This window comes from Lysobacter sp. Soil_N_23, assembly GCF_057656135.1.
Genome location: NZ_JBDGKY010000001.1, coordinates 246,426 through 267,049 on the forward strand (window position 1 = coordinate 246,426; position 20,624 = coordinate 267,049).

The window sequence follows — 20,624 nt, forward strand, 5'->3', positions numbered from 1 at the left end:
CACACTCGGAATCGTGGCTTCGCACAACCCCGTCCCCTGCATGGGCCGGTCGCGGGCAACGGACGAAGGCATCACGGCCTGCCGGCGGGGGGCGGCACTTATACTCGAATCCAGGAGGTGCTCATGCACAGCGGTGGTCTGGAACTTGCTCTGGTATTCCTGTTGGCCGCCGTGATCGCGGTGCCGATATTCCGTCGCTTCGGCCTGGGCGCGGTACTGGGATACCTGACCGCCGGCGTGGTGCTCGGCCCCTATGGCCTGCGGGTCGTGACCGAGGCAGAGCGGGTGCTCACCGCCGCCGAGATTGGCGTGGTGATGCTGCTGTTCGTGATCGGCCTGGAACTGTCGGCGGCGCGACTGCGGGTGATGCGCAAGCCGGTCTTCGTCGTCGGCGGCCTGCAGGTGCTGCTGTGTGGGCTGGCCCTGGGCGGCCTGGCGATGGTCGCGGGGTTGAGCTGGCAGGCAGCGCTGCTGGTCGGCCTCGGCCTGACGCTGTCGTCCACCGCGGTCGGCCTGCAGCTGTTGTCCGAGCGCAAGGAGCTGACCACCGACCACGGCCGCGTGGCGTTCGGCGTGCTGCTGTTCCAGGACCTTGCCGCGATCCCGTTGCTGGCGGCGATCCCGTTGCTGGGTCGCGCCGGCGGTGCCGAGTTCGGCTGGGACGATGTGCTCAAGGCCGTTGGCGCCGTGGTGGCATTGGTGATCGGCGGTCGCGTGGTGTTGCGGCACGTCTTCCGCGTGGTCGCGCGCGCGCAGATGCCCGAGGTGTTTACCGGCGCGGCACTGCTGACGGTGCTCGGCAGCGCCTGGATCATGCAGATCGCGGGACTGTCGGCAGGCCTGGGCGCGTTCATCGCCGGCGTGCTGCTGGCCGATTCGGAATTCCGCCACGAACTCGAAGCACAGATCGATCCGTTCAAGGGCTTGTTGCTGGGCCTGTTCTTCATTGCCGTGGGCATGAGCATCGACCTGCAGCGGGTGTTGTCCGAGCCGTGGATGATCACCGGACTGGTGGCGGTGCTGATGGTGGTGAAGTTCGCCATCCTCTACCTGATCGGGCGACGCCCGGGCGGGCTCGACCCACGCGGTGCGCTGCAGCTGGGCGGCGTGCTGGCGCTGGGCGGCGAGTTCGCGTTCGTGCTGTTCAACGAAGGCGTGAAGTCGGGCCTGATCGACGACCCGATGCGCGACCGGCTCGCCGCCGCGGTCGGTGTGTCGATGGCGTTGACGCCGCTGCTGCTGATCGCGATTTCGCGCCTGCTCGCTTCCAACCCGGTGCGGCGCAAGGAACGCGAGTTCGACACCATTCCGCAGGACGGCGTGCCGCAGGTGCTGATCGCCGGCTTCGGCCGTTTCGGGCAGATCGTCGCGCGCCTGCTGGTCGCGCAGAAGATTCCGTTCATCGGCATCGAGCACAGCGCCGACCAGGTCGACTTCGTGCGCCGCTTCGGCAACCCGGTGTATTACGGCGATCCGGCCAAGGCCGAGCTGCTGCGATCGGCCGGCGCGGCACATGTGAAGGTGTTCGTGGTCGCGATCGACGGCGTCGAGGAGAACCTGCACACGGTGCGCACGATTCGCCGTCTGTATCCGGAGGCGACGGTGTTCGCCCGTGCGCGCGATCGTCGCCATGCGTGGGAGCTGATGGACCTGGGTGCGCGGGCGCTGCGCGAGACGTTCTACAGCAGCCTGCGCATGGGCGAGAAGGTGCTGGTCGAGCTGGGCCTGCCCGAAGACGTCGCGCGCGACCATGCCGAACGCTTCCGCGAACATGATCAGCGCCTGCTGCGTGCGCAGTACCTGATCCGCGACGACGAGGACGCGTTGCTGCAGTCGACGCAGGATGCGCGACGCGAGCTGGAGGAACTGTTCAACGCCGACTTCGGTGAGGGCGTGCTCGGCGAGATCGCCGATGCGACGCGCAACGAAGAGAATGTGCTGGACGAGGAGTAGTTCCCGTCATCCCGGCGAACGCCGGGATGACGGTGAAAGGGCGGACAGGCTGTGGGCCTGGATCCCGGCGTGCGCCGGGACGACGTGATGCGCCGGGACGCCGGACTCAGCGTGGCTCGCGCAGGAACCGCGCCATCGACATGTTCTGGCCCGACGCCGGCGGTGCGAACTCCGCCGCGATGTCGATGAAGCCGCGCATCACGGCGATCTCGCGTGGCGTGCGGTTGAGCGCATCGCGCAGGTCCGGGTCGGCACCGGCGCGCATCAGGAACTGGACCACGCGCAACAGGCCGTGCAGCGCCGCCAGGTGCAGCGGGCCGAAGCCGCGCGGGTCCTTGGCATCGAGCGCGGCCTCGTGGTCGACCAGCAACTGCATGCCGGCGATCAGCACATCCTCGTCGGCGGCGGTGCCAGGTTCGGCGCGCGCGCCCAGCAACAGCAACAGCGGGGTCGCACCCGCCGCCGGATGGTCGGCGTCGACACCGGCCAGCAGCAGCGTGTCGAACAAGGCCACCAGGCGCGAACGCTCGCGCGCGTTGAAGCCGTACATCGCTGCGCAATGCAGCGCCTGTCGGCCCTGCGCGTCGCAGGCCTGGACGTCGGCACCGGCGGCCAGCAGCCGTGCGGCCAGGTCGGTCAGGCCCAGGGCGCACGCAACCATCAGCACGGTCAGCTCGCCCGGCAGGCGCTGCTCCAGCGGTGCGCCGGCGGCGATCAGACGGTCGACGATCTCGGCGTGGCGCATGCTCACCGCCGCCGACAGCGGCGTCGCACCGGAATGGGCGGTGGCCTTCGGGTCGGCATTGCGAGCAAGCAGGAGGTCGACCACTGCGCGATGACCGCCACCGGCGGCGCGCAGCAATGCGGTGCAGCCCTGCGCGTCGACGGCATCGACCGGCAGGCCGAGATCGAGCAGGCGCCGCACGGCGTCGGCATCGCCCATGATCGCGGCCGCCGGCACGTCCTGCGCCTGCAGCGGGCGCCTGGGCAACGGCCAGCCGCGCCAGTCGAGCCAGTCGGCAAGGTCGCGGCGGCCCGAGGCCAGCGCCACGCCGAGCGGGGTTTGACCGTCGGCGGCCAGCAAGTCGGGGGCAGCGCCCTGCGCCACCAGGCGCTTGAGCATCTCGTCGCGACCCAGCGCGGCGGCCAGGTGCAAGGCGCTCATGCCATGGCTGTCGCGGGCGTTGAGGTCGACGCCGATCGCGAGCAGGCGCTCGACGAGACGCGTCCAGTCCAGTCGCACGGCCAGCGCCAGCGCCGGGTCGCCGGCAGGCGAACGCGCGAACGGGTCGGCGCCGCGCTCGATCAGTTCCAGCGCGACCGCTTCCAGGTTCGTACCGGCGCCGTCGTCGCCGTGGCAGGCGGCGAGGAAACGCGCCAGTCCGCCGGCACCGGCCGGCGATACGCCACGGCGCAGCAGTACCAGCAGCGACGGCACGGCCTGGCCGCCGCGCGCGATCAATGCCTGCACCGGCGTGTCGCCGGCGCTGTTGCGTGCTTCCGGATCGGCACCCTGGGCGAGCAGCCAGTGCACGCGCTGCGCCGACGTCGCCGACTCGTCGTCGTGCAGCAGCGCGCCGCGTTCGCTGGCGCTGAGCAGTTGCGCCAGGCCGCCAAGTTCCTCGGCACGGCCATCGCGCAGGCCATCGCGCAGCAACACGGTCGGGGCGCGGTCGGGCAGCGGCGCATCGTCGTCGCCGTCCTCGCTGAGCGCCGACGGCAGCGGATAGGCGCGGTCGAGCGCGGCCACCAATGACCAGCGCCCGGCTTCGGCGGCGCGATCGATGGCGCGCTTGCCGTCGGCATCGCGCTGTTCGGCATCCACGCCGAGATCCAGCAGTCGCTGCACCAGCGCCGGCGCCGGCGAATCGGCCATGCAGGCCAGCACCAGGGCGTTGCGGCCGCGGCTGTCGACGGCCACGGCGGCATCGGCACCAGCGCGCGGCAGGTGCGCCAGCAGTCGTTCGAGCATATCGAGATGGCCGCCGCGAGCGGCCTCGAGGAACGGGCTGCGACCTTCCAGGTCGCGCGCATCGGCGTCGGCACCGGCAGTGAGCAGCGCTGCGGCGATGTCGAGATGACCGGCGTGGGCGGCCTCGTGAAGGGCGCTGCGACCGCGACGGTCGCGCGCGTCCACGCGTGCCTTGTGCTTGAGCAGCAGGCCGACACCGGCGACGTCGTCCTCGTCGGCGCCGGCCGCGGCGAGCAATACCGGCTGGCCACCTGCCGGTTCCGGGCGCGCGCCGCGCTCGAGCAGGAACTTGGCCAGGCGCCAGTTGCCACTGGCGCAGGCAACGCCGAGCGGCGACAGCCCGTCGTGATTGAGCGGATCGAGCTCGGCCGCGGCATCGCGCAGCAGCGCGGCCACGCCCGGGTCGGAGCTGCGCGCGGCGTGGTGCAGCGGCGTGTTGCCCTCGGCATCGGTCCGGCGCGGATCGGCGCCGTTGGCGAGCAGGGTCATGACGGCATCGGGTCGGCCGTGCCAGCTGTCGCGGGTAGCGGCGAGCAGCGGGTTCATGCCGGCGTGCGTGGCGTTGAGGTCGATGCCGTGGGCGATCAGCGTGCGCAGCAGGCGCAGGTCCGGCAGCACCGCGGCCAGCACGGCCAGGCTGCGCTGGTCGCGCTCGTCGGCAGGCGGCGGCGCCGAGACATCGGCACCGAGTTCGATCAGCTCCAGCGCGCGTTCGACGCGACCGCTACGGGCCGCGGCATACAACGCCGGGGCGAGCGGTTCGCCGTCGACGAGGACGACCGGTTCGTCCTCTTCCTCGTCGTCATCGTCGTAGGCGAAGCCGGGCAGCGGCTCGGCCGGGGCGACCTGCTGCAGCAGCAGGTGCAGCGCAGGCGTGGCCAGCGCGAACAGCACGGCGACCGTCCAGCGCGCGCCGCCGCCGAGTACGCCCGGCCAGGCCAGCAGCAGCACGGCCGCGGCCAGCGCCAGCACGATCGCGGCGACGCCGAGGCCGCGCCAGGCGCTCAGTTCCAGTTCGCCCAGGGCTTGCCAGTGCTCGCGCAGCGGCCCGCCCTCACGTTCGGCACCCAGCCACAGCGGCCACAGCCGCCACAGGCCGAGCAGGGCGACACCGGTCACGGCGCTCAGGCCAAGCGCGGACGCCAGCGAGCCGGTCTGCAGCAGCGAGGACAGCGGCCAGGCCACGACCGCCGCCAGCACGGCGGTTGCCGCGGCCCACAGCAGTGCCAGCACGCCGGCTTCGCGCAATGCTTCACTGCGCGTCGGCAGGGCGCCGTCGCGCCAGCCGCGCGCGGCCAATGCCGCCAGCGGCTGGGCGAGGACGCCGGCGACCGCGGCGACGATGCTGCCCAAACCGGTCAGCAGGCACAGTGCGGCCGCGCCGGCGAGCAGGCCGCCCAGGCGCAGCGACCAAGTCGAAGACGGCGTTTTCAGCGGCATCGGCTCACGCATCGGTGCCCCAGTCCTCCGTCATTGGATCGTCCAGGGTCGGCGGGAACTGCAGGTGGAATCCCCGCGCTGCCAGGTTTTCGCGCACGACGGCCGCGTCCCCGCGGGCGAGCTTGCGCTCCGGCGTCAGCGCCACTTCGAGGACGAACTGCAGCGTCCCCAGTTGCGTGCGCAGCGGTTCGGGCAGGCGCGCGAACTCGTCGCGCTTGGCGAGGTACACGTAGGTGTCGGCCTTGCGGAGGCTCTTGTAGACGTAGGCTTGCATCGGTCCGGACGAAAGCAGCGGCAAATACGGCCGCAACGTGATGTTGGACACAGCATACCTGTCGTTGTGGCAGGCAGGCACAACGGAAGGTTCAGGTTTTCAAGGGCTGAAAGCGGGAACGGGGAACGGGGAACGATCGGCGGCCGTCGCTGGGAGGCCGCTGCTTTCGTCGAGTCCCCGCTGAAGCCGTACGGCAATGGTTCCGTATCAGGAGGACGTCGCCCTTCGTTCCCCGTTCCCCGTTCCCCGTTCCCCGTTCCCGCTCCTCGCCCCTCAGTGATACCCCGCGTCCGCCGCGACCTTGCCCCTGAACACGCTATAGGACCAGTAGGTGTAACCCAGGATAGCCGGCAGCAGCACGATCAGGCCGACCAGCACGAAACCCTGCGAGGACGGCGGCGAGGCCGCATCCCAGATGGTCAGGGCCGGCGGAACGATATTGGGCCAGATGCCCAGCACCAGCCCGGCGAAACCGAGCGCGAAGAAGCACAGGGTCAACAGGAACGGGGTGGCGTCACGGCCCTGGCGCATGGCCGCGCGCCACAGGGCCAAGGCATTGACCAGGGCCAGCAGCGGCACCGGCGCCAGCCACCAGAAGTTCGGGCCCTCGAACCAGCGCGCCATGATCCGCGAGTCGAGGAATGGCAGCCAGGCGCTGACCAGCCCCATGAAGGCGACCACCACCAGCACCAGCGGCCGGGTCAGGCTGCGCGCGACCAGCTGCGTGCGGCCCTCGGTCTTGAGGATCAGCCAGGTGGAGCCCAGCAGCGCATAGCCGAACACCACCGCCACGCCGGTCAGCATCGAGAACGGGCTGAACCAGCCGAAGGCGCCACCCAGGTACTTGCCGCCCTGCAGCGGCATGCCCTCGACCAGCGCGCCGAGGGTCACGCCCTGGGCGAAGGCGGCGAACATCGAGCCCAGCGCGAACGCCGCGCCCCAGGCCGGCTTGCTGCGCTGCGCCTTGAAGCGGAACTCGAAGGCGACCCCCCGGAACACCAGCGCGATCAGCATCAGCAGCACCGGCAGGTACAGCGCCGACAGCACCACCGCGTAGGCCTTGGGGAATGCCGCCAGCAGTCCGGTACCGCCGAGCACCAGCCAGGTCTCGTTGCCGTCCCAGATCGGCGCGGCGGTGTTCATCATCTGGTCGAGCTGGTGTTCGTCTTCGGCGAACGGCGCGAGGATGCCCAGGCCGAGCACGAAACCGTCGAGCACGACGTACATCAGCACGCCGAAGCCAATGACGCCGAACCACACCACCGGAAGTACGGTCGCCAGGTCGGTCATGCTGTTCATTGCGCACCCTCCTGGAGGTTGTCGCCGGACGCCGACAGCGGCCGCGCCGGCGTCTTGTCGCCACCTTCGGTGTGCTGTGGCGGTTCGTGCGGCATCGGGCCCTTGATCACCTGCTTGCGCAGGTACCAGATGCCGGCGCCGAAGACGATGGCGTACACCAGCGCATAGACGATCAGCGAGGTCATCACGCTCGCCGCGGCGAGGATCGGGCTGACCGCATCGGCCGTGCGCAACAGGCCGTAGACGACGTAGGGCTGGCGGCCGATCTCGACCACGTACCAGCCGGCGAGGATGCAGACGAAGCCGGAGAGCATCAGCGCCTTCCAGCCCAGCAGCACGATGCGCGAGGCGTACAGGCGACCGCGCCACAGCAGCCACAGCGACACCATCGCCAGCAGCAGCATCAGCGTGCCCAGGCCGACCATCACCCGGAACGCGTAGAACACCGGCTTCACCGGCGGGCGCTCGCTGGCCGGTACGGACTTCAGCGGCGCTATCTCGCCGTCGAGCGTGTGCGTGAGGATCACGCTGCCCAGTTTCGGGATCGCGACTTCGAAGTCGTTGCGCTCGGTCCTCTCATTGGGCACCGCGAACAGCACCAGCGGCACACCTTCGCCCTTGGGATAGTGGTCCCAATGCCCCTCCATTGCCGCGACCTTGATCGGCTGGTGCTCGAGCGCGACCAGACCATGCTGGTCGCCAACGATCACCTGCGCCGGCACCGTGATCGCGGCAAATATCACCGCCGCCTTCAGCATGCGCTTTCCGGCTTCGACGTGAACGCCGCGCAGCAGGTAGGACGCACCGACGCCGCCGATCACGAAGCACGTGGTGATGAACGCCGCCAGCACCATGTGCGCCAGGCGCAGCGGGAACGAAGGATTGAAGACGATCTGCATCCAGCTGACCGGCTCGAACACGCCATCGACGATGCGATACCCGGTCGGCGTCTGCATCCAGCTGTTGGCGGAGATGATCCAGAACGCGGAGATCAGCGTGCCCAGCGCGACCATGCAGGTCGCCAGGAAATGCATGCGCTCGTTGACGCGCCCCCAGCCGAACAGCATCACGCCGAGGAACGTCGCTTCCAGGAAGAACGCCGTCAGCACCTCGTAACTGAGCAACGGCCCGAGGATGTTGCCGGCCTGCTCGCTGAGCGTGGCCCAGTTGGTGCCGAACTGGAAACTCATGACGATGCCCGACACCACGCCCATGCCGAACGACAGGGCGAAGATCCTGGTCCAGAAGAAGTACAGGTCGCGCCACAGGGTGTCGCGGGTGCGCAGCCAGCGCCATTCGGCGAAGGCCAGCCAGCTCGCCAGGCCGATGGTGAAAGCCGGGAACAGGATGTGGAACGAGATGACAAAGCCGAACTGGATGCGCGAAAGGAGCAGTGAGTCCACGGCGTAACTCCATGACTTCCTGCACATGATTGTGCGCCGCGTCACTGGGGCTGTCACCCTCGTCCGGGTCACTTCACTGTTTCCCATGACGCATGACCCGATCCGGCAAACCCGCGGACTGATACGCTTCGGCAGTTTTTTGCCTACTTGCCTTGTCCATACGCCCGGTCCCGACCCAATGCGCCTTACGCCGCTTGCCACCGCCCTGACCTTGTCGACGCTGCTGCTATCCAGCGCCTACGCACAGACGCCCATCACCCTTGCCCAGACCATGGCCGATCCGGACTGGATCGGGCCGCCGGTCGAACAGGCCTGGTGGGCCTGGGACGGCCAGCGCGTGCAGTACCAGCTGCGCCGCGAAGGCGCGACGATCCGCGACACCTGGCAGCAGGGCATCGCCGGCGGCAGCGCCGCGCGCCTGGACGGCGCCGCCCGCGCCGATCTCGATGCCGCCCGGCCGGTGCTCGATGCCCAGCGCACGCGCATGGCGTTCGTGCGCAACGGCGACGTGTTCGTGCGCGACCTGCGCAACGGCGCGCTGACCCAGGTCACGCGCAGCAACGAAGACGAAGCCACGCCGCAGTGGAGCAGCGACGGCAACCTGGTGTTCCGCAGCGGCAACGACTGGTACCAGTGGCGCGCCGGCCAGGGCACTTCGCAGGCGGCGATCGTCAAGGCCGAGAAGGATCCGGCGGCAGCACCGAAGGCCGACGACCTGCGAACGCGCCAGCTCGACATGATCAGCACGCTCAAGAACGACCGCGCCCAGAAAGACGCCGCACGCGCGCAGAGCGAGCAGTGGCGCCAGGCCGATCCGACCCGCGCCGCTGCACCGACCTACCTCGGCGACGACGTCAAGATCGTCGACAGTGCGCTGTCGCCGGATGCGAAGTGGCTGCTGGTGGTGACTTCGGCAAAGGATGCGGACGAGGGCAAGGCCGGCAAGATGCCCAAATACGTGACCGAATCGGGTTACGAGGAGTTCGAGGACGTGCGCGTGCGCGTCGGACGCAATGCACCGGTGGCGCACAAGCTGTGGCTGGTGGACGTCAACGCCGCCAAGGCGACCGAGCTGAAGTTCGACGCCCTGCCCGGCATCAAGGACGATCCGCTCGCGGCCATGCGCAAGGCGGCCAAGCAGGATCCGCTCAAGGGCGATCGCGCCGTGCGCATCGAAACCGATGGCGACGGCACCGGCCCGGCTATCCACTGGAGCAACGACGGCCGCCAGGCCGCGGTGCTGGTCCGTGCGGTCGACAACAAGGACCGCTGGATTGCAACGATCGCGCCAGGCGCCGATGCGAAGCTCGCGGTGCGCGACCGCCTCACCGACCCGGCCTGGATCAACTGGGGCTTCAACGACTTCGGCTGGACCGCCGACGGCGCGCTGTGGTTCCTGTCCGAGCGCAGCGGCTACTCGCACCTGTACATCAATGACGGCGGCAGCAAGTCGCGCGCATTGACCTCCGGCAAGTGGGAAGTCTCGGCGCCGCAGCTGTCCAGCAACGGCCGCAGCTTCTACTTCGTCTGCAACCGCAAGTGGCCAGGCGACTATGAGGTATGCGCAGTCGACCGCAACGGCAGCGACGTGCGCGAAGTGACCTCGCTCGACGGCGTCGAGGATTTCTCGCTGTCGCCCGATGGCAGCAAGGTGCTGGTGCGTCATTCCGACAGCTACACGCCACCGCAGCTGGCGGTGGTCAACACCGGCGGTGACGGCCTGGTGCAGCTGACCGACACGCGCAAGCCCGAGTTCAAGGCGCGCGAGTGGATCAAGCCCGAGTACGTGCAGGTGCCGAGCAAGCACGGTGCCGGCGTGGTCTGGGGCAAGTACTACGGCCCGAAGAACCCGGACCCGTCGCGCAAGTACCCGATCGTGATGTTCGTGCACGGCGCAGGCTACCTGCAGAACGTGTCGGAGCGCTACCCGAACTACTTCCGTGAGCAGATGTTCCACAACCTGCTGGTGCAGCAGGGCTACATCGTGCTCGACCTGGACTACCGCGCCAGCGAGGGCTACGGCCGCGACTGGCGCACGGCGATCTATCGCCAGATGGGCCATCCGGAACTCGAGGATTACCTGGACGGCCTGGACTGGCTGGTCGCCAACAAGGGCGGCGACAAGGACCACGCCGGCATCTACGGCGGCAGCTACGGCGGCTTCATGACGTTCATGGCGCTGTTCCGCTCGCCGGGCACGTTCAAGGCCGGTGCCGCGCTGCGCCCGGTGGCCGACTGGTCGCAGTACAACCACGAGTACACCAGCAACATCCTCAACACGCCCGAGCTCGACCCGCAGGCCTACAAGGTTTCGTCACCGATCGAGTTCGCCGACGGCCTGCAGGACAACCTGCTGATCGCCCACGGCATGATCGACGACAACGTGTTCTTCAAGGACTCGGTGATGCTCAGCCAGAAGCTGATCGAGCTGCGCAAGGACAAGTGGGAGATCGCGCCGTACCCGATGGAGCGCCACAGCTTCACGCATCCGGACAGCTGGTATGACGAGTACCGGCGGATTTACGAGTTGTTCGAGCGGACGTTGAAGTAACCCGCTGTTCTCCCCGCTGTCCTCCCTCTCCCGCTTGCGGGAGAGGGCCGGGGTGAGGGCAAACAGCGCGCCCTCATCCGCCTGCCGGCACCTTCTCCCGCCAGCGGGAGAAGGGTGACTTCTTTAGGCGCAGCGGCGAAGTCATCCGCTGTTCTCCTTCTCATTTCGACGCAGCGGCGGCGGTCGCGTCCGGCTTCACTTCCTTCCAACTGCTGTCCGGATCGAACGTCGTCATCGCCTTGGCCAGCTTCTCGCTGTCCGGCCCGAGGTCCTTCTCGAACACTTCGCCCTCGTGGCTGACCATGAAGCTCATCACGCCGGTGTCGCCGTACTTCGACGGCCAGCCGATCAGCGCGAAGCCACGGCTCATGTTGTTGCCCAGCAGGTAGTTGTAGGCGCCGCCCGGCGCCGACGGACCCTGCGCGGTCAGGATCTTGAAGTGGTAGCCATGCCAGTCGCTGCCCGGCTCGGCGTCGGCGAACAGCGGCCCCAGGGGGCTGACCTGGCCGCTGTCGTCATCGGCCCAGTACAGGCCATCGTGCTTGCCATCGCTGCTGAGTACCTTCTGCGCGTACTCGAGCACGCCGTCGCCGTCGTGGTCGACCAGCGCGTACTCGGTCTGCGCATCGTGATAGGCCAGCTCCGACTCGATCGTGTCGTCTTCGTTGCGACCGATGCGGCGCGCGCGGATCTCGTCGCTGGCCGCATGCGCGTCGAAGGCCCAGCCGGCCTTGCCCTTGGCCAGCGGGATCGGCAGCGTCCACGCGTCCTTGCCGACCGCCAGATGGGCGCGCCCGTCCTTGCCGGTCTGGATGCTGTGCTTCTCGCGATAGCCGGTGAGGAAGGCCTCGACGTCGGCGCGCTCGACGCCTTCGAGCGGGATGTACTCGCGCCAGTCCTTGCCCAGCAGCGCTTCGAGCTTCTGCGCGTCGGCGCGCTGCGTACCGAGCGCGGCGACGAACGCCTCGGCGGCCGCGTCGGGGGTCGGAAAGGCTTGCTGGGCCAATGCCGGCAAGGCCAGCATCGCCACCATCGCAACGGGAAGCATGCGCAGGACGCAATTCATGGATGTCTCCCTCTCAGCGACGATGCCCGCCGCCACCTTGGCGCTGCGGCGGACGGGATTGACGTTGCACCTGGTGGCCGCCGCCGCCGCGTGACTGTTGCGGGCGATGGGCCGACGCCTGGCTGGCATGACCGCGGTTGGCCTGCTGGCGCGACTGCTGCGGATTGCGCGCGCCGGACATCGCGTTGTTCCTGGGCGCCTGCCGCGACGCTTGCTGCGAGCGCGCCTGCTGCCGCGCCTGGTTGTTGCTTTGCTGCGGACGCGACTGCTGGCGGTTCTGCGCCGTCTGCTGCGCGCGCTGGCGATCGGCCTGGCTGCGGTTGCCGGCGCCACCGCCGGCAGCGGCACGGGCACGCTCACGATCGGCGTTCTGCGAGCGGTCGCGCGAGGCAAGATCCTGCGCGGCATTTGGACGGTTGCCGCCCAGATCGGTCGGCTTGGAACGATCACGCGATGCATGCTGCTGCGCGGCGGACTGGGCGCGCTGGCGCTGGGCGTCGCGCGATTGCCCTGCGCCCTGGGCGCGGTCACGCGCCTGCCCGCCACCCTCGAGGCGCTCACGCGCCTGCGGGTTGTTGCGAAGGTCGCGATTCGCCGCCTGTGCGCGGTCGCGCGCCTCGCGGTTGCTGCCGGCAGGTGCACCGATTCCGCGATTCTCCATGGAACTACGCGCGCGGTTGCGTGCGTCGGCACGGCCCGCGTCGTCGCCGCGGAACTGGTTGCGGTTCTGCGCGCCATCGAGCTGCCGGCCGTAGCGTTCGCGGTTGGCATTGTCGCGGTACGGCACGCCATCGCGGTGCAGCGAGTTGTGCTGCCAGTTGCTGTTGTTGATCTGGCGGTTGGTGTTGATGTTGTTGTAGCGGTTGACGTTGATGTCGACGTCGCCGCCACCCCAGCCGCCGCCCCAGTCGCAGTCGCCCCACAAGGCGTTGGTGACGGCGATACCGGTACCGAACGCCAGGCCTGCCATCAGCGCACTGCCGGCGTAGTAGCCAGGCGACGGCGGGTAGTACGCCGGCGGATACGACGGGTACGCCCAGCTGCCGTAGACCGTGGTCGGGTTGTACGACGGGACGTAGACGACCTCAGGGTCGCTTGGCTGGATGATGATGGTCTGCTGCGGCTGTGGTTCCTGGATGACCGTGGTGCCACCGCCACCGCCGCCGCCACCGTCCGACGGCGCCGCTGCAGGCGCAGGACCGGTCGGCGCGGCCTGCACGGTGACGTTCTGGTACTGGTTGGACGAGAGGTTGCCCGCGGCCTGGGCCTGGCGGCGCAGCCGCTGCACGGCATCCATCACCTCGTCGGGCTGGGCGAGGAAGGCATCGCCCAGGCGCTGCACCCAGGCCGGGTCCTGGCCGAGGGTGTCGAGGGCCTGCGGGAACGCCACCAGCGCCTGCACGCTGGGGTCCCACGGCTGCGAGGCGACCTGCTTGACCGCGTCGTCACCCTTGGCATTCGGGTTGGCCTTCGACCAGGCCGCGGCATCGGCGACATTGCCCGGATAGGTCGCAGCCATCAGCACCTGCGCCAGCAGCGGATCGGGATAGAGCGCGATCGGCGCGACCATCTGGTCGAGCTCTTCCTTGCTGAACGACGTCGAGGCCGCAGCGGCCGCCGGTGTCGCGGCAGGCGTGGCCGCGGGAGCGGCTGGAGTGGGCGCCGGCGCTGTCGCCGCTGGCGCGGGAGTCTTGTCGCCGGAGCACGCGGCCAGCGACAGCAGGACCATGAGAAGGCCAATTCGACGATGGTTGCGCACGGACTACTCCCAACGCTGTGTCGTTGAAACCCGCGTCCGCCGGGTGATGGAACGGCCCGGAGGGCCCCTGGTTCAGGCGGCGGCTATCATGCGCACCACCCCTGCAAGTTTCTTGTGAACATGACCGAGCCCTCACCCGGATTCGACGACGTCCGCGACTACCTGACCGGACTGCAGGACCGCATCTGCGCGGCGATCGAAGCCGTCGACGGCAACGCGCACTTCAGCGAGGACGTCTGGCAGCGCGCCGAAGGCGGTGGCGGCCGCACCCGCATCCTCCGCGACGGCGGCGTGTTCGAACAGGCGGGAATCGGCTTTTCGGACGTGTCCGGAACCAGGCTGCCACCCTCGGCCACCGCCGCGCGGCCGGAGCTGGCCGGCGCGTCGTGGCGCGCGGTGGGCGTGTCACTGGTGTTCCATCCGCGCAACCCGTACCTGCCGACCACGCATGCCAACGTGCGGCATTTCCGCGCGATACGCGACGGCGAAACCGTGGCGTGGTGGTTTGGTGGCGGCTTCGACCTGACCCCGTTCTACCCGTTCGACGCCGACGTGCTGCACTGGCACCGCACCGCGCGCGACCTGTGCGAGCCGTTCGGCGGCCAGCAGCGCTATGACAAGCACAAGCACTGGTGCGACGAGTATTTCTTCCTCAAACACCGCAACGAGACACGCGGTGTCGGCGGGCTGTTCTTCGACGACCTGCATGAAGACGCCGATCGCGACTTCGCTTACATGCGCGCGGTCGGCGACGGTTTCCTCGATGCCTACCTGCCCATCGTCGAGCGCCGCAACCAGACGCCGTATGGCGATCGCGAGCGCCAGTTCCAGCTGTACCGGCGCGGACGCTACGTCGAGTTCAACCTGGTGTTCGACCGCGGCACGCTGTTCGGCCTGCAGTCGGGCGGCCGCACCGAATCGATCCTGATGAGCCTGCCGCCGCTCGTGCGCTGGGAATACGGGTTCACGCCCGAGGACGGCAGCGCCGAGGCACGCCTGGCCGATTACCTGCGGCCGCGTGACTGGCTGAACGAACTGGTGCGGTGATGCCGACGTCAGGTGAGCCGGGCCCATGCGACTGCCCCGACTGCGCGCCGCGCATCAATCGTCGTTGCCGTCCTTGACGTGCTCGCTGGTCATGATGGTGATCTGGCCATTGGTTTCCAGCAGCGCCAAGCGCACCCGCGAGATGTCGCTGCATCCCGCCTCGCGCATGGCCTTGGTGAAATCATCCCGGCTGACCAGCTCACGCCGCAGCACGTCGCGATAGACGGTGCCATTACGCGCCAGCAGCACCGGCGCCCCTTCGAGGATGCGCTCGGCGGTCTTGCTGCGCGAGGTGGCGAATCCGACCAGCCAGTTGAGCGTGATCAGCGTGGCGGCCAGCAGCAGCCCGCCGGTCATCGAAGTGTCCTTGCCGAGCAGCGCGTTCTGCACGGCGTTGCCGAGCAGCACGATCAGCAGCATGTCGAACGCGGTGAACTGCCCCATCGTGCGCTTGCCCGACATGCGGATCATCGCCAACAGCACCACATAGACCACGACCGCACGAAAGACGAACTCCCACCACGGCATCGACATCTCGAACATGTGGCGCTCCGGCGCGAGGGTCGCGGCGATTGTGCACCACACCCGACCCGTCGTCCCGGCGAACGCCGGGACCCATTTTGACTTGGCTCTCACAGTGCTTTCCACGGCAACAGCAAGATCAGGATGGATCCCGGCGTTCGCCGGGATGACGGTGAGAGGTTGGGATGACGGTGAGGGGTTGGGATGGCGTGGTGGCGCGGCGACAGCAACCCGTCTGGAGTCATCAGCCCCCTTGGTAAGGGGGCGCGGCGGCAGCCGCAGGGGATCGGGAGCACATAGCGGGGCCCGAAGTTTGCGCAGCAAACTTTGGGTTTTTATTGTCGTAGACAATAAAAAGCCCCGCAGGCAGGGGGGGCCGGCGGGGCTGGTGGAGCGGGACCTGGGGAGGGGTCTTCGCTCCGGGGGATCACTCCAGGGGAGGGAGAGATCTACGACAGGCGTTGCACCTGTCGCGACCTATATGACCATTCCCTACATGGATGGTTCGTGAAGATTGGGGTTAACAATCCGTTGGATTCAGGACGGATTCATTCTGGGAAAACGGTTACCCCAGCGCTTTTCCCGTTCAGCCAGACACTGAATGCGATGGCATGAAACTCGCCGGGGGCCCGACCCGGCCAGAATGGGGTCGCGGGCCCTCCGTTCGTCGGCTGGAGCGGCTGCGGGCGGCCCTAGTGTGCCTCATCCCAGTTGGCCCCGACCCCGCTGTCGACCACCAGCGGCACCCGCAGCTGGGCCGCACCGGACATGCGCGTGCCGACTTCGGCCAGCAGCGTGTCGACAAATCCCTCCTCGACCTCGAACACCAGTTCGTCGTGGACCTGCAGGACCATCAACGCGCGGTTCCCCTGCCCGGCCAGCCAACCGTCGATCGTGATCATCGCCCGCTTGATGATGTCGGCTGCGGTGCCCTGCATCGGCGCGTTGATCGCGGCGCGCTCGGCGCCGGCACGCAGGCCCTGGTTGCGGGCCTGGATGTTCTCCAGGTACAGGCGCCGGCCGAATACGGTTTCGACATACCCCTGCTCGCGCGCCTGCTGGCGGGTGCGCTCCATGAAATCGCGCACGCCCGGGTAGCGGCTGAAGTACAGGGCGATGTAGTCCTGCGCCTCGCCGCGGGCGATGCCGAGCTGGCGCGCCAGGCCGAATGCGCCCATGCCGTACATCAGGCCGAAGTTGATCGCCTTGGCAGCGCGGCGTTCGTTGCCGCTGACATCCTCCATGGCCTTGCCGAACACTTCGGCGGCGGTGGCGAGGTGGATGTCGGCACCCGATTCGAACGCGCGCAGCAGGCCGGCATCCTCCGACAGGTGCGCCATGATCCGCAGCTCGATCTGCGAGTAGTCGCAGGCGACGATGCGTCGACCGGGCGGCGCGACGAAGGCCTGGCGGATGCGGCGGCCGTCGTCGGTGCGGATCGGGATGTTCTGCAGGTTCGGATCGCTCGATGCGAGCCGACCGGTAGCCGCGCCGGCCTGGTGGTAGCTGGTATGCACGCGGCCGGTGTCGCGGTTGACCATCTCCGGCAGTTTGTCGGTGTAGGTGCTGCGCAACTTGGCCAGTCCGCGGTATTCGAGGATCACGCGCGGCAGTTCGTGCTGCTCGGCGATCGCCTCCAGTGCTTCCTCGTTGGTCGAGGGCGCGCCCGAAGGCGTCTTCACCAAGGCCGGCAGCTTGAGTTCGTCGAACAGCAGCTGGCCCAGCTGCTTGGGCGAATCGAGATTGAAGCTGCGGCCGGCCATCTCGGTCGCCTTCTGCTGGGCGGCCAGCATGCGTCGGCCAAGGTCGGCCGATTGCCGGCGCAGTTCGTCGCCGTCGATCATCACGCCGTTGGCCTCGATCCGCGCCAGCACCGGTACCAGTGGCATCTCGATCTCGCGATAGACGCGTTCCAGTCCCGGCTCGGCGGCCAGCTTCGGCGCAAGCGCGCGATGCAGGCGCAAGGTCACGTCGGCGTCTTCGGCGGCGTAACGCGTGGCGTCGTCGATGGCGACCTGCGAGAACGAGATCGCCTTGGCGCCCTTGCCCGCGACCTGCTCGTACTTGATGGTGTCGTAGCCGAGGTAACGCTTGGCCAGCGAATCCATGTCGTGGCGGCTGGCGGTGGCGTTGTAGACGAAGCTTTCGAGCATGGTGTCGTCGGCGTAGCCGGCGACCTCGACGCCATTGCGGCGCAGCACGTGCAGGTCGTACTTGCCATGCTGGCCGAGCTTCTTCTTTGCCGGGTCGGCGAACAACGGCGCCAGCGCGGCCAGGGTTTCGACGCGATCGAGCTGCGCAGGCACGCCTGGGTAATCGTGACCGAGCGGCAGGTAGGCGGCGCGGCCGGGTTCCACCGCGAAGCTCAGGCCGACCAGGCGCGCCTGCATCGGGTCGAGCGAGTCGGTTTCGGTGTCGAATGCGAACTCGTCGGCTTCACGCAGGCGCGTGATCCAGGCGTCGAGCTGGTCGAGCGTCAGCACGGTTTCGTATTCGCCTGGCGCCGCCAACTCCGGATGCGGAGCTTCCGTCGGCGCCGACGCCGCGCGCGCATAGCCTGCGGCGGTGTTGCGGACGCCGGCGCCACGCACGTTGCCGTCGTCGCTCGTGCCAGCGCCGCCCTCGAGCTCCTTCAGCGCCTGCTTGAAGCCGTAGCGCGCGTACATCACCCGCAGGTCGTCGGCATGCGGCTCGCGCAGCACCAGTTCGGTCGGCGCGCGTTCGAGTTCCAGGTCGGTGCGGATCGTGGTCAGCGTGCGATTCAGCGGCAGACGCGGCAAGGCCGCACGCAGGTTCTCGCCGATCTTGCCCTTGATCTGGTCGGCATGGTCGATGACCGCGTCGAGCGTGCCGTACTCGCCCAGCCACTTGGCCGCGGTCTTCGGGCCGCACTTTTCGACGCCGGGAATGTTGTCGACGGTGTCACCCATCAGCGCCAGCAGGTCGATGATCTGGTCCGGGCGCACTCCGAACTTGTCGATCACGGTGGCTTCCGAATCCAGGCGGCTGCCACTCATCGTGTTGACCAGGGCGATGCCGGGCCGCACCAGCTGGGCGAAGTCCTTGTCGCCGGTGGAGATGGTGACGTCGATGCCCTGCCCGGCCGCGCGCAGCGCCAGCGTGCCGATCACGTCGTCGGCTTCGACGCCGGGAATCCGCAGGATGGTGATGCCCAGCGCCTCGACGATGTCGCACATCGGCTGCACCTGGGCGCGCAGGTCGTCCGGCATCGGCGGACGGTTGGCCTTGTACTGCGGATAGAGCTCGTCGCGGAACGTCGGCCCCGGTGCGTCGACCACGAAGGCGACGTAGGTCGGTTGTTCCTTCAAGGTCGCGCGCAACATGTTGACCACGCCGAACAGTGCGCCGGTGGGTTCACCCGCGTCGTTGCTCAGCGGAGGCAGCGCATGGAACGCGCGGTACAGGTAGCTGGAGCCATCGATCAGGACGAGGCGGGGGGCGGGCTGGTTCATGCGGGCGATTCTACATGCGGCATTTCTACGGGGTCGCCTGCGCGGCGACATGTCCACGCTCCCGTCACTGCCATGCCGGCGCGAACGCGTATGCTGTCGCCTGCGACCCCACCGGACCTGGAGACCGCCATGCGCAACCACCTGCTCGCCCTTTTGCTGCTGCCGCTGACCCTGACGGCTTGCGCAACCATGGGCGCAGGCGACGACCCGACCGCCGGCCTGCAGGGCGCCGAAGTGCGTACGCGCACGATCGAGGGCGGTGATGTCATCGAGGAGTACCACGTCGCCGGGCAGCTGCGCGTGGTGAAGATCACCCCGGCCCGCGGCCCGGTCTATTACCTGACCGACAGCAACGGCGACGGCATCCTCGACAGCAGCAAGGGCGAAGGCCCGATCTCGCCGGTGCAGTACAAGCTCTTCAGCTGGTAAGCGACGCGCGATGACGACAACGCAGGACCGCGGACACGCCATCCGCACGCTCGCTTCCGAATCCGACCTGCGCGCGATCTGGCCGCTGGTGTCGCAGTTGCGACCCGAGTTCGACGAAGACCGCTTCGTCGCGCAGATGCTGCGCCAGATCGGCGAAGGCTGCCGCGCGACGGTTCTGTTCGACGACGCAGGCATGCCGCGCGCGTTCGCCTGCTGGCGGGTGATGGAGATGCTCGCCGTCGGCAAGCACGTCTACGTCGACGACCTGGTCACCGATGCCAACGCACGCAGCCGCGGCTACGGCAAGGCCATGCTCGACTGGCTCAAGGCCGAGGCACGCCGCCTGGGCTGCGCGCGGCTGCAGCTGGACTCCGGCACGCATCGCCAGGACGCGCACGCGTTCTACCTGCGCGAAGGATTGCGCATCGAGGCGTTCCACTTCGGGATCGCGCTGAAGTAGCGCGATAGGCCGTCATCCCGGCGTACGCCGGGATCCAGGCCGGGCACCCGTCCGGCGACAACATCCATGCACTGCAAGAACCGGATATCGGGCCGGGTGCGCGCCACCTAGATTCATCCGTGCTCCCTTCGATCAAGGCACGCGATGAACGTTCCCACCATTCACCACACCCTGCGCACCCTGCCCGGGCGTGTGGCGCGCGCATGAGCGCGGTGCTGCAACCGCGCTGGCGGGCCGACGGCCTGATCCAGCGCATCGACTGGGTCGACTGGCCGGGCGTCGGTGCGCAACTCGATGCCCAGGGCTGCGCGCGGATACCGGCGCTGCTGGACCCGGGCGACTGTGACGCGATCGCGGGTCTGTACGACCGTGCCGACGGCTTCCGCAGCAAGGTGACGATGGCGCGGCATGGATTCGGGCGCGGCGAGTACCGCTACTTCTCCTATCCGCTGCCGGCGACGGTCGCTGCATTGCGAAGCGCGATCTATCCGCATCTGATCGCCATCGCCAACCGCTGGAACGAGGCCATGGCGATCGACGTGCGCTACCCCGACGAGCACGCCCGGTTCATCGCGCGATGCCACGAGGCCGGCCAGACCCGGCCGACGCCTCTGCTGCTGCGTTACGACAAGGGCGACTACAACTGTCTGCACCAGGATGTCTACGGCGAACACGTGTTCCCGTTGCAGCTGGTGGTGCTGCTGTCACGGCCGCAACGCGACTTCGAAGGTGGCGAACTGGTCCTCACCGAGCAGCGTCCGCGCATGCAGTCACGCGTCGAAGTGGTGCCGTTGCAGCAGGGCGATGCCGCCGTGTTCGCGGTGCGGGAGCGGCCGGTCAAGGGCTCCCGCGGCAGCTACCGCGTGCAGATGCGGCACGGTGTCAGCCGCATCCATGACGGCCGGCGGCACTCCCTGGGGGTGATCTTCCACGACGCCCTGTGAGGTGCGCGGTCGGCGACCGCGGATGTACATTG

The 20,624-nt window shown here is 68.6% G+C and carries 14 protein-coding genes; 6 read left to right on the forward strand and 8 right to left on the reverse strand.

Features of this window, described 5'->3' with window-relative positions; genetic code table 11:
• Window positions 1-123: 123 nt before the first annotated feature.
• The gene (locus AC3A3X_RS01065; RefSeq protein ID WP_487581210.1) at window positions 124-1,953 is read left to right on the forward strand and encodes a monovalent cation:proton antiporter-2 (CPA2) family protein; all 1,830 of its coding nucleotides are present in this window, start codon (window positions 124-126) and stop codon (window positions 1,951-1,953) included.
• Between the two features lie 106 nt (window positions 1,954-2,059).
• Here the strand turns inward: AC3A3X_RS01065 and AC3A3X_RS01070 are convergent, their stop codons facing one another.
• From AC3A3X_RS01070 to AC3A3X_RS01085, 4 genes are all read right to left on the reverse strand, one after another.
• Window positions 2,060-5,365, reverse strand: coding sequence for an ankyrin repeat domain-containing protein (locus AC3A3X_RS01070; protein ID WP_487581346.1), 3,306 nt, complete (start codon window positions 5,363-5,365; stop codon window positions 2,060-2,062).
• Window positions 5,366-5,369: 4 nt separating this feature from the next.
• Window positions 5,370-5,639 (reverse strand): YcgL domain-containing protein, encoded by a 270-nt coding sequence (locus tag AC3A3X_RS01075; RefSeq protein WP_158732871.1) that lies wholly within the window; start codon window positions 5,637-5,639, stop codon window positions 5,370-5,372.
• A gap of 273 nt (window positions 5,640-5,912) precedes the next feature.
• Window positions 5,913-6,929, reverse strand: coding sequence for a cytochrome d ubiquinol oxidase subunit II (gene cydB, locus AC3A3X_RS01080; protein WP_487581347.1), 1,017 nt, complete (start codon window positions 6,927-6,929; stop codon window positions 5,913-5,915).
• Between the two features lie 5 nt (window positions 6,930-6,934).
• Window positions 6,935-8,341 carry a cytochrome ubiquinol oxidase subunit I gene (locus tag AC3A3X_RS01085; RefSeq protein WP_487581211.1) on the reverse strand — a complete coding sequence of 469 codons (1,407 nt, stop codon included), beginning with the start codon at window positions 8,339-8,341 and terminating at the stop codon, window positions 6,935-6,937.
• Between the two features lie 178 nt (window positions 8,342-8,519).
• On the opposite strand from AC3A3X_RS01085, the gene AC3A3X_RS01090 reads away from it, so the two are divergent.
• A complete protein-coding gene (locus AC3A3X_RS01090; protein WP_487581212.1) occupies window positions 8,520-10,892 on the forward strand; it encodes a S9 family peptidase in 2,373 nt (790 codons plus the stop codon).
• 160 nt (window positions 10,893-11,052) lie between these two features.
• Here AC3A3X_RS01090 and AC3A3X_RS01095 read toward each other — a convergent pair whose 3' ends face one another.
• Together AC3A3X_RS01095 and AC3A3X_RS01100 are read right to left on the reverse strand one after the other, a co-directional pair.
• On the reverse strand, window positions 11,053-11,958 hold the full coding sequence (locus AC3A3X_RS01095) for a DUF2950 domain-containing protein (RefSeq protein WP_487581213.1): 906 nt from the start codon (window positions 11,956-11,958) through the stop codon (window positions 11,053-11,055).
• Between the two features lie 13 nt (window positions 11,959-11,971).
• The gene (locus AC3A3X_RS01100; protein WP_487581214.1) at window positions 11,972-13,687 is read right to left on the reverse strand and encodes a DUF3300 domain-containing protein; all 1,716 of its coding nucleotides are present in this window, start codon (window positions 13,685-13,687) and stop codon (window positions 11,972-11,974) included.
• A 150-nt stretch (window positions 13,688-13,837) separates the two neighbouring features.
• Between AC3A3X_RS01100 and hemF the strand changes: the two genes are divergently transcribed.
• The gene (hemF, locus tag AC3A3X_RS01105; protein WP_487581215.1) at window positions 13,838-14,764 is read left to right on the forward strand and encodes an oxygen-dependent coproporphyrinogen oxidase; all 927 of its coding nucleotides are present in this window, start codon (window positions 13,838-13,840) and stop codon (window positions 14,762-14,764) included.
• Between the two features lie 54 nt (window positions 14,765-14,818).
• Here the strand turns inward: hemF and AC3A3X_RS01110 are convergent, their stop codons facing one another.
• Both AC3A3X_RS01110 and polA read right to left on the reverse strand, forming a co-directional pair.
• Window positions 14,819-15,307 carry a DUF421 domain-containing protein gene (locus AC3A3X_RS01110; protein ID WP_487581216.1) on the reverse strand — a complete coding sequence of 163 codons (489 nt, stop codon included), beginning with the start codon at window positions 15,305-15,307 and terminating at the stop codon, window positions 14,819-14,821.
• A 671-nt stretch (window positions 15,308-15,978) separates the two neighbouring features.
• The gene (polA, locus tag AC3A3X_RS01115) at window positions 15,979-18,759 is read right to left on the reverse strand and encodes a DNA polymerase I (protein WP_487581217.1); all 2,781 of its coding nucleotides are present in this window, start codon (window positions 18,757-18,759) and stop codon (window positions 15,979-15,981) included.
• A 129-nt stretch (window positions 18,760-18,888) separates the two neighbouring features.
• Between polA and AC3A3X_RS01120 the strand changes: the two genes are divergently transcribed.
• From AC3A3X_RS01120 to AC3A3X_RS01130, 3 genes are all read left to right on the forward strand, one after another.
• Window positions 18,889-19,188, forward strand: a complete 300-nt coding sequence (locus AC3A3X_RS01120; protein WP_487581218.1) for a DUF2782 domain-containing protein — start codon at window positions 18,889-18,891, stop codon at window positions 19,186-19,188.
• Window positions 19,189-19,198: 10 nt separating this feature from the next.
• The gene (locus tag AC3A3X_RS01125) at window positions 19,199-19,648 is read left to right on the forward strand and encodes a GNAT family N-acetyltransferase (RefSeq protein ID WP_487581219.1); all 450 of its coding nucleotides are present in this window, start codon (window positions 19,199-19,201) and stop codon (window positions 19,646-19,648) included.
• A gap of 203 nt (window positions 19,649-19,851) precedes the next feature.
• Entirely contained in the window at window positions 19,852-20,592 is a 741-nt protein-coding gene (locus tag AC3A3X_RS01130; RefSeq protein WP_487581220.1) for a 2OG-Fe(II) oxygenase, read from the forward strand.
• The last annotated feature ends 32 nt before the right edge of the window (window positions 20,593-20,624 follow it).

Coding starts and splice junctions, on each gene's coding strand:
- cydB (WP_487581347.1), bottom strand. CDS start 6,929: ATGACCGACCTGGCGACCGTACTTCCGGTGGTGTGGTTCGGCGTCATT.
- polA (WP_487581217.1), bottom strand. CDS start 18,759: ATGAACCAGCCCGCCCCCCGCCTCGTCCTGATCGATGGCTCCAGCTAC.
- AC3A3X_RS01095 (WP_487581213.1), bottom strand. CDS start 11,958: ATGAATTGCGTCCTGCGCATGCTTCCCGTTGCGATGGTGGCGATGCTG.
- AC3A3X_RS01075 (WP_158732871.1), bottom strand. CDS start 5,639: ATGCAAGCCTACGTCTACAAGAGCCTCCGCAAGGCCGACACCTACGTG.
- AC3A3X_RS01130 (WP_487581220.1), top strand. CDS start 19,852: ATGAGCGCGGTGCTGCAACCGCGCTGGCGGGCCGACGGCCTGATCCAG.
- AC3A3X_RS01100 (WP_487581214.1), bottom strand. CDS start 13,687: ATGGTCCTGCTGTCGCTGGCCGCGTGCTCCGGCGACAAGACTCCCGCG.
- AC3A3X_RS01120 (WP_487581218.1), top strand. CDS start 18,889: ATGCGCAACCACCTGCTCGCCCTTTTGCTGCTGCCGCTGACCCTGACG.
- AC3A3X_RS01110 (WP_487581216.1), bottom strand. CDS start 15,307: ATGTTCGAGATGTCGATGCCGTGGTGGGAGTTCGTCTTTCGTGCGGTC.
- AC3A3X_RS01070 (WP_487581346.1), bottom strand. CDS start 5,365: ATGCCGCTGAAAACGCCGTCTTCGACTTGGTCGCTGCGCCTGGGCGGC.
- AC3A3X_RS01065 (WP_487581210.1), top strand. CDS start 124: ATGCACAGCGGTGGTCTGGAACTTGCTCTGGTATTCCTGTTGGCCGCC.
- hemF (WP_487581215.1), top strand. CDS start 13,838: ATGACCGAGCCCTCACCCGGATTCGACGACGTCCGCGACTACCTGACC.
- AC3A3X_RS01125 (WP_487581219.1), top strand. CDS start 19,199: ATGACGACAACGCAGGACCGCGGACACGCCATCCGCACGCTCGCTTCC.
- AC3A3X_RS01090 (WP_487581212.1), top strand. CDS start 8,520: ATGCGCCTTACGCCGCTTGCCACCGCCCTGACCTTGTCGACGCTGCTG.